This window comes from Priestia megaterium NBRC 15308 = ATCC 14581 (assembly GCF_000832985.1).
GTDB lineage: Bacteria > Bacillota > Bacilli > Bacillales > Bacillaceae_H > Priestia > Priestia megaterium.
The window spans coordinates 811,458-825,147 of the sequence record NZ_CP009920.1 but is presented as its reverse complement, the minus strand read 5'-3'; the positions used below and the strand labels follow the sequence as shown (position 1 = coordinate 825,147).

The window sequence follows — 13,690 nt, the reverse complement described above, 5'->3', positions numbered from 1 at the left end:
AGCTAATTAAAACATAAGAAACTAAGGTGAAAACATGAATATACGATTGTTGGTAAAAGAAGACGCTGACATGTACTTTGAACTCCGTCTTCGTGCTTTAAAAGATCATCCCGAAAGTTTTATTTTAAGTTATGAAGAAGAATATGAAAAAGAAATTGCTGACATCCGAAATTATTTTCCAAGCAGCCAATCAGAATTTGTAGTAGGAGCTTTTATGGAAAAACAGCTTGTGGGGATCGTAGGGTTTCAGCAGCAAAAGCCTTTAAAAGTTCAGCATAAGGGAGATATTTGGGGGATGTACGTAGCCCCTGAAGCAAGGGGGAAGGGTCTTGGAAAGAAGTTGTTAAAAACCGCTGTTGAACAAGCTTTTTCAAAAACAAATGTTTTGCAAATCTACCTGGCCGTCGCTGCTAAAAATGAAGGAGTAAAAGCCCTATACAAAAGCCTCGGTTTTACTTCTTATGCGTATGAAAAAAGAGCTCTTCAAGTAGATGGTGAATTTATCGATGAAGAGCATATGGTATTGTCTATAAAAAGCCTTTGATCATATCAAAGGCTTTTTTTGTGAGGGAAAAATTTAGCTGAAACGTATAGAGATGGAAGCACATTCCCCATAAATATGCTATGATTTAACATATAGGATTATGGAGAGGCGAGGCAGCAGATGGAAAAACTGATTGAATTAAAAAATGTTGCAAAAGTATACAAAAAACATACCGTATTAGAAAACGTTCATACGACCCTTTATAAAGGAGAGACTGTGGCGATTGTTGGAAAAAACGGTGCGGGAAAAAGTACGTTTTTAAAGCTGATTGGCGGATTATCTAAACCGACTAAAGGGACAGTTCACCTTCATAAAGAAACCGGTACGCCTGGATTTGTGGTGGAACAATTTCCTCAGGAGCTGCGTTTTACGCTAGCAGGTTATTTGCAGCACATGGGACGAATTCAAGGATTGTCTAAGAAAAAGCGCAGCTCTAGAATTGAAGAGTTGCTCGAAACTTTCGAAATGGTAGAGTTTAGACATGAAGAAATCATTTCTTTTTCAAAAGGAATGAAGCAAAAAGTCAACATGATGCAAGCACTGCTGAGTTCTTCTAAGCTGCTATTGCTTGATGAACCTCTATCAGGATTAGATGCTCGTGCTCAGCTAGAAGTAGAACGAATTTTTACAAAGCTCAAAGAACGAGGGATGACCATTGTATTTACGTGTCATGAAGAAAGGCTCATTCATGCTGTAGCCGATCGTGTTATCACCATTGGCTCACAGCGCATTTTAAAAAATGAGCGCGTTCAACTCATTGAGCATTTAACGGTTATTGAGGCAAATGTCATTCTCAATAAGCCGCTTCGCTTATTAAAAGAAAAGTGCACGAAAATTGAACAGCATGGAAACTACTGGATTTTTTATATAGATAAAAAATATGTAAACGAGTTTCTTGCAGAATTGCTTGCTGTTCAAGCTGAAGTTGTAAAGCTATATCATATGGAAAGGGAAGAAATTTAAGATGGGTGCATTGATCCGCTATCATTTTATTACATACATTAAATCGTATCGATATATTCCGCCGCTTGCACTTTATATTATTTCGCTGTGTATGAACTATACATATAGACCGAACCCGGTGCTTGATAGCTTTTTTAATACGGCACTTTTCCTCTTTTTTCTAACCACTTGGTTTACGATGTCGCTGTTTCATGCGGAAGATTCCGGTCAAGAAGTTATTACAAAACTTCATGTAGGGAAAAAGAACAAGTACTTTATGAGCAAGCTTATTAGCTGTACGCTGCTGTTTACATTTTTATCAGCGGTTTCCATTGCTTATCCTGTGCTCCTTGATATGTTTGAAGTGGACATATCCACTAGGCAAATGGTGTTTGGGTTTATTATTCACTGGACGTTTAGTTTGCTTGGTATGAGCATAGGCCTTGTTTTCACAAGAGATGTTGTAAGAGAAGGCAGCTTATCGTGGTTTGGACCTCTATTTATTTTAATCGTTACGCTTGCAGCAGCAGGCGTTTCATTTCCATATCAAGGAGGCGGACTGCTGCTGTATGTATTGCCACCCGTATCTGCAATCATTCAATTTATTAACGAAGGATTAAATAAATTTTTGGTGTTTGGCTGGGCTTTGCTTTATGCCATAGCATTAATTAGCCTGTACTTGTGGAGAGCGAATAGAAGAGATGTATAAAGAATAAACACTTGCCGCGGCAAGTGTTTATTTATTATGAAGCACGTTATAAAGACGATCGGGGTAATTAGTAAACATACCGGTTACGCCCCACTCGATAAGCATTCTCATTTGTTTTTCGTCATTTACTGTATAAGGATGAACGTCTAAATCGTAAGAGCGAGCTTTTTGTACATATGGTTTTGTCAGCGTGTTTGCGTTCGGACCGATGCCGTTCGCGTACGTTTTGATTTGTCTGAACTGCTGATCTGTTAACATATTGGTTTGCTTAGAACGAATCAGTTGAATTAGTTTCATAGTAGGTCGGTATCGATGGACGGTTTTTAAGCTTTCAGGACTAAATGATTGTACAATGACGTGATTGGTATGAATGTTGTACTTAGCCATCAGCGTCAACAATTCCTTTTCCATACCTGGATATTCATGAGGAGATTTTGTTTCAATATAATAGTTTGTTCGATTGCCAAACGTACGGAATATTTCTTCTAAAGTTGGAATGACGGCTTTTTTATTACCTTTTCCTGCGTTCAAACGCTGAAGCTGTTTCACTGTATACTGTTTTACATATCCTGTTCCATTTGTCGTTCGGTCAACTTTGTAGTCATGAATTGCTACAAGCTGCTGATCTTTAGACATATGAAGATCAAGTTCAATGTAATCCGCTTTTTGCTGAACGGCTGCTAGATAAGATTGCATCGTATGCTCTGGCTCATAACCTGATGCGCCTCGATGAGCAATAATGGCTACTTTTTCTGCTTGAGTAGAAGCTGCCTGCGTATGTATAAACATAAAAATACCGCATAAACAAAGAGTGAGTGAGCTTACAAACCACCATTTTCGTCTCATATCAAAACTCCTTTTTATTGAGGGGTCGTGCATTAGTTTACTAGCGAGATGTTGTGTTCATATTAAGGCTGTGTAAATATTTAAATAAAACGAACGAGTATGTAATTAAAAGTAATAAACGCCGATGTTTAGTGAGAAACATCGGCTGTTTTTTCCGGGCGGAGGCTTGTATAAATAACGAGCCTGCGCTCATGAGTTTTCTGTTTATGATCAAATGTTCCCGTACAGGTGATTAAATTAAGCTGGTGTTGAAAAGTTGGGCCGAAAATCTCTCTGATAGGAGCAGAATCTCGGGGGTAAGAAGCTTTATTGGTAACAACAAAAGTCAGCTGATCCCCTTGCTGATCGGTTACCAGAATTTCGTCTCCTTTTGTAAGCTTGTCGAGATGATAGAAGATAGCGGGTCCTTTTTGATCATCAACATGTCCTGCAATGACCGCATTTCCTTCCTCTCCGGGTCTTGCTCCAAGCTTAAACCAAGCTACATCATGACCATTATCAGGAACGCTCATTTCACCTTGGTTAGTAAGGCCCATTCCTTTTATAAAAGCCTTGATATGAAGCTTCGGAATAATAAGCTGAGATGGAAGAGGCGTAGAAGCAGTTCCTGAAGATTTCAAGGATTGAGCCGATTTTGTTTCAGCCATCTTCCCAACAAAATCCGTCGAGCTGTTTGCGATTGCTGATTGGGCAAACCAGCTGCTCATGAATAGTATAAAAGAAAAGGTGAAAACCCCTCCTATCCATTTCATTCGCTTTCGTATCCTCTGTGACGACGAACAACAAATATAGCGACCGCTCCAATTCCTAATAAAGTAAGAACCGGCACAATTGAATTATAATTATCCTGTGAAGCACCGCCCATACCTGTTTTGGGCATTTCAGAAGGCATAGCCGTATTATCTTTTAATAAAAGCGTTTCAAGACTGTCAGCTTTGTTAATAGCAAGCACTGTGTAGACCGTGTTAGCTTCTAAATTAAGGTTTGGAATGTCCACTACTTTTTTCTTGTCTTGACTAGTTGTAATGGTCAAATCATAGGTTCCGGCATCTACTTCAGAATAATTTGTCATTTGTTTAAAAGCAGTGTCTTTAAACAAAGTAGGGCCGTGATTAATACCTACATCAACAGCGGGAGCATCTGGAGAAAAGTGAGCAATTCGGATTTTACTCTTTCCTTTAGCTACGTTCATATCATCTTGAGCTACTTTTAATTCCAAGTGTGCAACTTGGTTAATAGCAGCAAGGGTATAGGCTTTGTTTGCTTCGACGGTTACATTAGTGGAAATGACAGGTTTTTCTTTTCCTTTTGTACCTATGGCATATACCTCTATTTTATGAGACCCCGCAGGTACTTTAAGGTAATCCGTCACATCTTTAAACGATGCGCCGACTACGATGCTTTGATTGTCCACATATATATCTACTTCAGGTGCATCAGGTGACGCATGCACAACTCGTATCATCGCCTCCTGCACAGCTGCAGAAGTGAAATTATCTGAAAAAGCTAGCAATAAAACTGCGAGTAAAGAAGCAGCAATAATCTTTACACGGTTCATAACGTTTTACTCTCCTTTTAATCTAAGTTTGTCCTGTTAGTCCCGTATGAAAAGTGGTGGGCATGCATTCACTTTTGAACGTACTCGGGCATTTATTCACTTGTTATCATCTACAATTTTATCCAATATATGCATAATTTATTTCATTAGATGGAATTTTTGTAAAAGAGCAGATAAATAGTTTGAATTTTGTGATAATATTAAAATAAGGGTTTGGTTAGTAGTTGATGTCTCTATCGCAAAAGGAGGGGAAGATATGTGCTGCAAACGAATCATGAAATAAAAAAGGTTGTTCATCGTTCGCTATCAGCTAAAATGATTGTAAAGCGCATGCTGTTTATTTTAGTGGGAGCCCTTTTAATGGCCGTCGGGCTAGAATTTTTTCTTGTCCCTAATGAGGTTATTGACGGTGGAATTGTAGGTATATCTATTATTTTATCCCACTTAACGGATGTTCAAATCGGCTTTTATATCTTCGTATTAAATCTTCCATTCTTTTTTATTGGCTACAAGCAAATTGGAAAAACATTTGCGCTATCTACGCTTTTAGGTGTTATCATTCTATCCATTGCTACCTCTATTTTTCACGACTTACCGGTCTTAACAGGTGACCCTCTTTTAGCCACTGTGTTTGGCGGAATTGTTCTTGGTGTGGGAGTAGGAATTGTTATTCGGTACGGAGGTTCGCTAGACGGCACCGAGATATTAGCTATTTTATTTAATAAGCGTACGCCTTTCTCCGTAGGTGAGACGATTATGTTTTTTAATTTATTTATTTTGGGAAGTGCCGGTTTTGTATTTGGCTGGGATCGCGCTATGTATTCTTTAATGGCTTACTTCATTGCTTTTAAAACGATTGATATTGTGATTCAAGGTTTAGATGAGTCTAAGTCAGCTTGGATTATCAGCGAACAATATGAACAAATTGGCGAAGCAATTCTTGCTCGTTTAGGGAGAGGCGTCACGTATTTAAATGGGGAAGGGGCGTATACGGGAGATGATAAAAAAGTCATTTTTTGTGTGATTACCAGGCTTGAAGAAGCAAAGCTAAAAGCGATTATCGATGAGATAGATCCATCTGCTTTTTTTGCTGTAGCCGCTATTGCTGAAGTCAGGGGAGGAAGGTTTAAGAAACGAGATATTCATTAGTGAAGGTTGTCTGCTAATGAGGCTGTCCCGTTATTACATGCAGCAGCCTTTTTATTTTCTCTCTTTGTTTCGAGTATATGGAATGGTTTATGTCGCTTCTGCTGCGTCCTGCTTTGGGCATATCGAACCTCTCTTTTTTCTTGTATATCTTTAAAACAAACATGTAAAATGTCTAAAAGATATAAAAAGAGTACATAGTAAAAAACAGAAAGAGGGAGTGACATGAAAAAAACGTTAAAAATAGTAGGAGTCAGTCTTGCTGTTCTTGTTGCAGTAACCGTGGTTTTTTTTGTCATATGGTCAGGTTTTGATTATGAACCTTCAAAGCAGCTTCACTCGCTAGTAGATGAGAAAAAAGTAGTGAAGAAAGACGATTATTACGTATTCAAGCCTCAAACGAACAAAGAGATAAAAGCCGGCTATATTATTTATCAAGGTGCTAAAGTAGAGCCGTTAGCATATGGCTATTATGCTCAGCAAATTGCAAATGAAGGATATCTTGTTGCTGTTGTAGATTCTCCGTTTAATATGAGTTTTTTTAGTCAAAACAAAGCGACGGATATTGTGAAGAGCTATCCGAAGATTTCCGCATGGTTTATCGGAGGGCATTCCCTTGGCGGAGTGAGTGCAGCCTCTTATGCGTATGATCATCAAAACTCAATAAAAGGCTTAGTTCTTTTAGCATCGTATCCGATGAATAAAAATAATTTTTCAATTTCCACTTATCCTATTTTGTCTTTAACCGGTGAGAAAGATGGTTTGTCGACGCCTGAAAAAATTAAAGAAACCAAGCATTTACTTTCAAAAAATACGGAGCTGGTCCAAGTAAAAGGAGCTAATCACGCACAGTTTGGAATGTACGGGAAACAAAAAGGCGACAACAAAGCCAGTATTTCCCCTAAAGAGCAGCAGGATGAGCTAGTAAAAAGAACGGTCAAGTGGTTAAACAGTCAAATGAAAAAGTCCGTCAGTAACTAACTGACGGACTTTTTTTCTTTTTTTGGAAATAACACTTGAAAAAATAACCAGTTAGTTATATAGTTAGTTACATGAGTAATGAACCACTTAAGTGAGGTAGTCAAAATGAAACAATCATTAGATCATCAGCGACCAATTTTTCAACAAATCAAAGAAACCATCGAAGAGAATATTTTGAATGATGCTTTTCCAGAAGAAGAAAGAGTACCGTCTACGAATGAATTTGCCAAAATGTATCGCATTAACCCTGCAACAGCAGCTAAAGGAATTAATCAGCTAGTTGACCACGGAATATTGTATAAAAAGAGAGGGATAGGGATGTTTGTATGTGCGGGCGCCAAAGAAGTATTGCTTACACAAAGAAAAGAAGAATTTTATAACCGTTTTATTGTTCCCCTGAAAAAAGAAGCACAGCATTTGGGGATTACGGTAAAAGAGTTAAAAGAGCTGTTAGACAAGGGGGAAATAAAATGAATATAGAAGCGCAGCTGTTAAATAAATGCTATGGATCTAAACACGTATTAAAAGACATTTCACTTACACTAGCAAAAAATAAGATATACGGGTTGCTAGGTAGAAACGGAGCGGGCAAAACGACTTTGATGCAAATTGTAGCCGGGCATATTCCAGTTACGACAGGAGAGGTAAAAGTGGGCAATCAATCTCCATTTGAAAACCGCTCTGTTTTGCAAAACATCTGCTTAATTAACGAAAGCGGAAATTTCAAAAAAACATTAAAAGTCAAAGACGTGTTAAAAATTGCGTCACTTTTTTATCCTTACTGGAGCGAAGAAGCTGCTGAGAGGCTTATGGAAGAGTTCGATTTAGATTGTAATATGAAAGTGAAAGCATTATCTAAAGGTATGGAATCAGCATTAGGAATTATTGTTGGGCTATCTTCCCGAACGAGCATCACAATCTTTGATGAACCTTATATTGGACTTGATGCTGCGATGCGAGCGCGTTTTTATGAGCTTCTATTGGATGAATATGAAGAATATCCACGCACGTTCATTATTTCAACGCATCTAATTGATGAGGTAAGTAATTTATTTGAAGAAGTACTCATTATGCAAAAAGGAAAGCTGATTCTTCAGGATACGGCAGAAAATTTGCAGCAGCGCTGTGTAAGTGTGAAAGGACCTAAAAGTCAAATTGAAGAATATGAAAAAGGAAAGCAAGTAATCCATGAACAAGTATTCGGAGGAGAGAAAAAAATAGTGCTCTTTAATGAAGATATTTATGCTGAGGAGCTTGTCGACAGTTCATTTCATATAGAAGCTGTTCATATACAGGATATTATGATTTATCTTACAGCAAATCGTGGAGGTGTAGCGTAATGAAAGGACAGTTTGCCGCCATTAGTTATTCGCTCTACGTTGAACTAAAGTATTTAATGATTCGCTTTTGGACGATTCTGTTAGCCTTTGTTGTAGTAGATATTTTCGTTTTCAGTCAGGTGAATGAGCATCTTCTATTAGTAACAAGTATGCCGCAGTATATCTTTTCAGGTATTGTAAGTTTTATTATCATTCGAAAAAGTTTTTCCTTTTGCTTAAAGTTAGGAGCTACTCGTAAAGCATATCTTTTAACGATGACCTGTGTTTTTGCTTTATTTGCAATTGTAATGTCCCTTATCAATGTTGTCATCATGAGCATTTCAATAAAGGTGATTAATAGTTTGAATTTAATGAATATTCAACTTTATTATGCGAGCGATTTTATCTTTCATGGCTCCACTGTCACTGTTCACTTTTTAACGGACGCTGTATTTATCTTTTTTATTACAGCAGCATCGTGTTTGCTCGGCAGCATCGTTTACAAATTCGGGCAAACAGGAGGGATGATCACAGGTGCTGTTTTAATTTTATTGTTTACGATTCCAGTGACAAAAGAACCAGTTATTCATTTTATAAAAAGCTTTTCGAATGGGTCGTTATTACTTACATTCGGAACAATGGTTATCGCAAGCTTCCTATTCTTTCTTATCAACTGGCTGTTTTTAAAAAAAGCGTCTCCTGTCCATCAAGCCTAATAAAAAAAGCAATCATTTCTTTACTGAATGATTGCTTTTTTTATTGTACTTTTTTAGAGCAAGCTGCATCAATATCTAGAATCCAGTCGTGAAACTTTTGCTGAAGAAGTTGAAGAGAAGACTGATTGTTCGATACAATGTCCAGCCCGCGCTCGTCGTATAGGTGGAAGATGGTTTCTTTATTCAAATTCACAATATAACACTCTTCTTCAATAGCCGGATGAATATGAAGATCGCGGTTGGCAATTGATTGCAAAAGAAGCTTTTCTTTCACATCATTGGTTTTACACGCAATAATATACTCAGCGTTATTTAATAATGCTACGGATTGAACTTCTTGTTTCTTCAGGCGAGAGCGAATGAATTTTTTAATAGCTGTTTCTTTTTTCTTTTTTAAAAGTAAATCATCCTGTGCAGCATTCGCTTTGAAAACAAGTAACAGCTCATCGTTTTTTTCATGGAGTGTCTCAAAAATTTCGTAAGCGCGTGCGTACACATTTTTCATATATTCTCGTTCCCACACACCTTTTTGATTGGTAAGCGTAAAGCGGATACCTGCGGGCGCGTTATAAAAAAGAGGTCTTTTCATTTGAACATTTGGAAACATTGTTGTTAAGTATGATTGAAGCCGCATTGTAGTCATACGCAACACCTCATTTAGTTTAGTCCTGACTTAATATGTTGAGTTTAGTCTATCACGTGATTAGCTAAATTTGTAAAGAAGTAATGTTATTTAATCAAAAGGTAACCAAACTGTTATATTTTGTTGATTTTGCATTATTTCTTTACACAACCTTTGCGGATGAACAGGTTTTTTCATACGCCTGTCGTATTACTTAACGTAGTAACGACGTGAAGAAAGGATGATATACGGTGAAAAAACAGCTTGTTCTTATTTCAATTATTACAGCTGCTTTCTTTGTGCTCATTTTTCACAAAACGATCTTTCAAGAAGGTAATCCTCTTCCCATTGCATGGAGTATTGTAAAATTAAAATCTTCGGGTGAAGACGTTGTGCAAATATCGGATAAGCCTAAAAGGTATCTCATTCATTCAGATGACTACTTAACGTTTATTAAACAAATGAAAAAGAAAAAAGTGAATTTTCAATATCAAGATGATAAAAAATTTTATTTTAATAACGACAATGAACGCCAGCTGTTCGTCAGCAAAAACTATACCGATAAGTTCACGATTATGGAACTAAAGAAAAAAGAGCTGACTGAAGCTGGCGTTGAGTGATAAGAGCTAATCCCTGCCCTGTGTCCCGAAATCTTTAATTTGAACATGAACATGATAGTCGATGGTCGACTGGCTAAATATTTCATCCCATTCATGCTGATGTTTTTTCCAAAAATGAGGATAATGAATTCGTACGTAATCATGCAGGTCAATCACATCAGCTTTGTAGTTGTTTTGCAGTAAGCGGAGTGTTTTTTCTGCGTCTTTTCGAATGATTTTTTCTATTTTTTTTTCGGTGTTCTTTACATTAGAGGCGGCAAGAGCCTGTTTTGAAGTATCCCAATCTTCTGATAGCCTGCCGCTTGTTTGAACGTTGATATCAAAATGAACGGAGTGACTTGAATCAATCCGAGCCTTCACATCTTGCTGAACATCTCCAATTTCATAGGAAAAGGGGTATGGCCCGTGTTTGCCGTAAATAATTCCGCCTTTAATATTCCCCGTTAACCACGTTAAAGCCTCCACTTGGTGCTGAGTTAAGATGAATTTTGCTTTTTTATCTTTGATGATCGCGGCACCGTCTAGTTCAACACTATTTTTAATTTTAGAAAGCCGCTGTATTAAAAAGCTTTGATCGGTTTTTAACTTGGCCGATAGCTCTCCCATTGTTAGGGGATTTAAAATTTTATTCGTTTTGAATTTATTGGAAACAAGCTCGTAAATTAAGTTTACAGGCGGTACAGACATTCCTTGAATCGTTAAAACGTTTTTAGCATCGCCCTTTGTAACAAACGCAAGGCTGCTGCGCCGTATTTCATTATCACGGACAAACTGATTGATAAGCGCATCCAGAGGGATGGTCTTGCTCGCTTTTTCTCCTATTAAAAGTGCTCGCTGATGCTGGCTGTATATAGGATCAGATTTCAGCGAAATATTTCGCGTGATTTCATGAATAGTAGGACCAGCTGTTGTAATGTTTTTGTATGGAATGGAAGAAGACATATTTCCGGATTCCGTTTCGGTTAACGTTTGATGAGTCAGCACAAGTTGATTTTTTCCTGTTTTTGGTTCGATTTTCGATGTAATATCCATTGCCACTCCTATAACAAGAGCAAGTTGTTCAATATTTCGATGGCTCATACAGCCGCATAATAAAAAAATGGTCATCATGACAGGAAGACATTTTTTCGTCATTTGAACACAACCTTTTTTATTTTCATTAACATGCTGAAAAAAAGAGGGATAACTAAAAATGTCACTAAAAATGCCCAGCCTAATACCGTTGAAAAATGTGACACGTCGCTTGCTGTTTTGGGCGCTAAAGAGCTCATAAATAAAACGGGCACAAGAAAGATAATATTAGTAGTTGATCGGTTTTTGAAAATCTTTTTAAATCCTGAAACAGCTAAAAAGAAATACATTACAAAGGTTAAAAAAAACTGAAGAAGCCAGACAATAAGTAAAAATAATTCAAGCCTCTCAAAGAAAATTCCTTTTACTTCATGCGTCTGAACAAATTCAATCGTAGGCCAAACGGTTGTTTTTACCTCCGGAACGGATAACGCGCCGACAACTAATACGTAAGTGATAATATATAAAAGTAAAGGAATGGAAAATCCGATGATAGAAACTTTTCGTAAATGATTTTTGTTTTTCATATGTTTTGGAAGAAATACAATCGTTTCAATCCCTAAAAAGGAAACAGAGACGGTTGTAAAAGCAGCAAGAAGCGGGCTGAATCCATCGGCTAACACGGGCTGTAAGTTTTTTAAATCGACCATTCCGATACTAAGAAGATATAAGATAAGAAGAATGATGACCGTTACAGGAAAACATAGGGCCATTACTTTTCCAATAGAATTAATACCGCCAGTGATTAAATAGACGCCTGTCAAAATAAACGAAAGGATAATTAACTCAATGGGCATCGTTTCCAGTAAATAGAAATGGATCATTTCTGCCATAGCTCTTACTTCAAAACTTGCTACAGATGTGAAATAAACGACTATAGCGAAGTTGAAGATATTTCCAATCAGCTTGCCGGTTACTTCTTGCGTGAAGTCAAACATACAGCTAATCGTAAAATATTTAACCATCCAGACTAAAAAAAGAACAATTCCAATAAACAAAAGGCCGTCCATAATAAGTACAATCCATCCGTCTGCATTATTTGTCTGGTTTGTAATGCTGCTTGGCAGTGTTAATAAACCGACGCCCAGCATGGTTGAAGAGATAATTGAAATGGCATAAAAGTCTGAAAGAAGCTTGCTTGATTGTGACTGTGATTGTTCCATATGGTCCTCCTTTTGTCAGTTTTATTTGGCTTTATTTTTAGACTGTTTTAGACTTTTGTTTGGCAGACGAATATAAGAATCTTTCCACGCTTTTTTATTTAACGCAAAAAACGGTTTGAAGTAAGCCATGCCAAAACTTTCGAGCTTGGTTAGATGAATGACGAGAACAAGAAAAAACATGGTAACTCCGTATAATCCAAAGATTGCTGCAATCATCATAGAGACGAAACGCAAAATTCGAAACGAAAGGCCAATTCCGTACTGAGGAACGGTAAAGGACGCAATTGCCGATACAGATACAACAATAATCATAACGGAGCTAACGATATGGGCTTCCACCGCTGCTTGACCAATCACAACCCCGCCTACAAGTCCAACTGTTTGTCCCACAGGAGTAGGGAGACGCAGACCGGCTTCGCGTAATAATTCAAGCGTCACTTCCATAACCACTGCTTCGATAAAAGGAGAAAAAGGAACGTTTTCTCGTGTGGCCGCAATAGTAATAGCAAGCTCCGTCGGAAGCAGACCTTGGTTAAACGAAACGAGTGAAATATAAATAGCTGAAAAGAATAGGGTAATAAAAATAGACAAGTACCTTAGTAATCTTAGCAATGAACCAGCTATCCATCTTTCGTAATAATCGTCCGGTGATTTCATAATCATATCGAAAGTTGTAGGCACTAAAAGAGCAAAAGGAGAGCCATCTACTAAAATGGCTACTCGCCCTTCATTCACCGCAGCGAGAACACGATCCGGTCTTTCTGTATTTTGTACTTGAGGGAACGGTGAGTAAGGTGCTTCTTCTAAAAATTCTTCAATCATTCCTGAATCTTGAATGTTATCTAAAGGAATGTCTAATAATTTCTCTCGGACTTGATTCACGATGTGAGTTTGACAGTGTTTATTATGAAAAACGATACTTGTTCGATGTTCCTTTGTATTTCCAATATAAATGTCTTCAATAACCATTTCTTCTTCGGTAGAACGCTGTCTTAAAAGACCAAGGTTTTCATCTAAGTTTTCGATAAGAGCAATTTTAGGGCCACGCACTACTTTTTCTGTTGTAGGTTCACTTAAAGAGCGCTGTTTGGTCATAGACATATTCAATGAGTATGCCGTGGTGCTCTCGCTAATAAACAGCAAGGGCTGACCTTTAAAAAAAGACGAGATCGCTTGCTTGTATGTATAAACTTCTTTGTCTTTAATGACAGAAATAAACGAATCGATGTCATCGAGTGTTTGCGTTTCACTTTTTGCTTTTGTCTCAACAACATGCTGAGTAAGATTATCAAGTTTTTCTCCGTCTACTAATCCTTGGAGATAAATAATGCATATATATTTTGTGGGAGACAGCCATAATTTTTTGGAACCAACATCTGTATTTTGACCCACCAAATCTAGAAACGTTTGAACGGTGTAGTCTGCATTGGGCTGAAATTTTGAATCGAGCATA

16 protein-coding genes are annotated in these 13,690 nt (G+C 37.5%); 9 read left to right on the top strand and 7 right to left on the bottom strand.

All coding sequences use genetic code 11. The features are described 5' to 3' along the window. Positions 1–34 precede the first annotated feature (34 nt). The 3 genes from BG04_RS04870 (at position 35) to BG04_RS04860 (ending at position 2,195) form a co-directional block, all read left to right on the top strand. Positions 35–544 carry a GNAT family N-acetyltransferase gene (locus BG04_RS04870; RefSeq protein WP_034649397.1) on the top strand — a complete coding sequence of 170 codons (510 nt, stop codon included), beginning with the start codon at positions 35–37 and terminating at the stop codon, positions 542–544. 120 nt (positions 545–664) lie between these two features. Then, positions 665–1,507, top strand: a complete 843-nt coding sequence (locus tag BG04_RS04865; RefSeq protein WP_016765297.1) for an ATP-binding cassette domain-containing protein — start codon at positions 665–667, stop codon at positions 1,505–1,507. A 1-nt stretch (position 1,508) separates the two neighbouring features. Next, a complete protein-coding gene (locus tag BG04_RS04860; RefSeq protein WP_034649400.1) occupies positions 1,509–2,195 on the top strand; it encodes a hypothetical protein in 687 nt (228 codons plus the stop codon). A gap of 27 nt (positions 2,196–2,222) precedes the next feature. Here BG04_RS04860 and BG04_RS04855 read toward each other — a convergent pair whose 3' ends face one another. The 3 genes from BG04_RS04855 to BG04_RS04845 form a co-directional block, all read right to left on the bottom strand. Next, a complete protein-coding gene (locus tag BG04_RS04855; protein ID WP_034649403.1) occupies positions 2,223–3,041 on the bottom strand; it encodes a glycerophosphodiester phosphodiesterase family protein in 819 nt (272 codons plus the stop codon). Positions 3,042–3,169: 128 nt separating this feature from the next. After that, positions 3,170–3,793: a class F sortase gene (locus BG04_RS04850; RefSeq protein ID WP_034649405.1), complete on the bottom strand. Its 624-nt coding sequence runs from the start codon at positions 3,791–3,793 to the stop codon at positions 3,170–3,172. Continuing rightward, entirely contained in the window at positions 3,790–4,599 is an 810-nt protein-coding gene (locus BG04_RS04845; RefSeq protein WP_034649408.1) for a DUF4397 domain-containing protein, read from the bottom strand. The genes BG04_RS04850 and BG04_RS04845 overlap by 4 nt, the downstream gene beginning before the upstream one ends. Positions 4,600–4,857: 258 nt before the next feature. Here BG04_RS04845 and BG04_RS04840 point away from each other — a divergent pair, with 258 nt between their 5' ends. From BG04_RS04840 to BG04_RS04820, 5 genes are all read left to right on the top strand, one after another. Beyond that, a complete protein-coding gene (locus BG04_RS04840; protein WP_013058693.1) occupies positions 4,858–5,748 on the top strand; it encodes a YitT family protein in 891 nt (296 codons plus the stop codon). A gap of 222 nt (positions 5,749–5,970) precedes the next feature. Then, positions 5,971–6,726 (top strand): alpha/beta family hydrolase, encoded by a 756-nt coding sequence (locus BG04_RS04835; RefSeq protein WP_034649411.1) that lies wholly within the window; start codon positions 5,971–5,973, stop codon positions 6,724–6,726. A 105-nt stretch (positions 6,727–6,831) separates the two neighbouring features. Next, positions 6,832–7,200, top strand: a complete 369-nt coding sequence (locus BG04_RS04830; protein ID WP_034649413.1) for a GntR family transcriptional regulator — start codon at positions 6,832–6,834, stop codon at positions 7,198–7,200. Beyond that, positions 7,197–8,066 (top strand): ABC transporter ATP-binding protein, encoded by an 870-nt coding sequence (locus tag BG04_RS04825; RefSeq protein WP_034649416.1) that lies wholly within the window; start codon positions 7,197–7,199, stop codon positions 8,064–8,066. The genes BG04_RS04830 and BG04_RS04825 overlap by 4 nt, the downstream gene beginning before the upstream one ends. Beyond that, the gene (locus BG04_RS04820; protein ID WP_034649419.1) at positions 8,066–8,761 is read left to right on the top strand and encodes a hypothetical protein; all 696 of its coding nucleotides are present in this window, start codon (positions 8,066–8,068) and stop codon (positions 8,759–8,761) included. The genes BG04_RS04825 and BG04_RS04820 overlap by 1 nt, the downstream gene beginning before the upstream one ends. A 40-nt stretch (positions 8,762–8,801) precedes the next feature. Here the strand turns inward: BG04_RS04820 and BG04_RS04815 are convergent, their stop codons facing one another. Further along, complete coding sequence (locus BG04_RS04815; RefSeq protein ID WP_013058688.1) at positions 8,802–9,404, bottom strand: DUF3885 domain-containing protein; 603 nt, start codon at positions 9,402–9,404, stop codon at positions 8,802–8,804. 230 nt (positions 9,405–9,634) lie between these two features. Here BG04_RS04815 and BG04_RS04810 point away from each other — a divergent pair, with 230 nt between their 5' ends. Then, positions 9,635–10,003: a hypothetical protein gene (locus BG04_RS04810; RefSeq protein WP_013084654.1), complete on the top strand. Its 369-nt coding sequence runs from the start codon at positions 9,635–9,637 to the stop codon at positions 10,001–10,003. A gap of 6 nt (positions 10,004–10,009) precedes the next feature. Here the strand turns inward: BG04_RS04810 and BG04_RS04805 are convergent, their stop codons facing one another. From BG04_RS04805 to BG04_RS04795, 3 genes are read right to left on the bottom strand one after another with little or no spacing between them, the layout of a single operon-like run. After that, a complete protein-coding gene (locus tag BG04_RS04805; RefSeq protein WP_034649422.1) occupies positions 10,010–11,137 on the bottom strand; it encodes a Ger(x)C family spore germination protein in 1,128 nt (375 codons plus the stop codon). Then, the gene (locus BG04_RS04800) at positions 11,134–12,237 is read right to left on the bottom strand and encodes a GerAB/ArcD/ProY family transporter (RefSeq protein ID WP_016765286.1); all 1,104 of its coding nucleotides are present in this window, start codon (positions 12,235–12,237) and stop codon (positions 11,134–11,136) included. The genes BG04_RS04805 and BG04_RS04800 overlap by 4 nt, the downstream gene beginning before the upstream one ends. Positions 12,238–12,258: 21 nt before the next feature. Beyond that, a complete protein-coding gene (locus BG04_RS04795) occupies positions 12,259–13,689 on the bottom strand; it encodes a spore germination protein (protein WP_034649425.1) in 1,431 nt (476 codons plus the stop codon). Position 13,690: the final 1 nt, after the last annotated feature.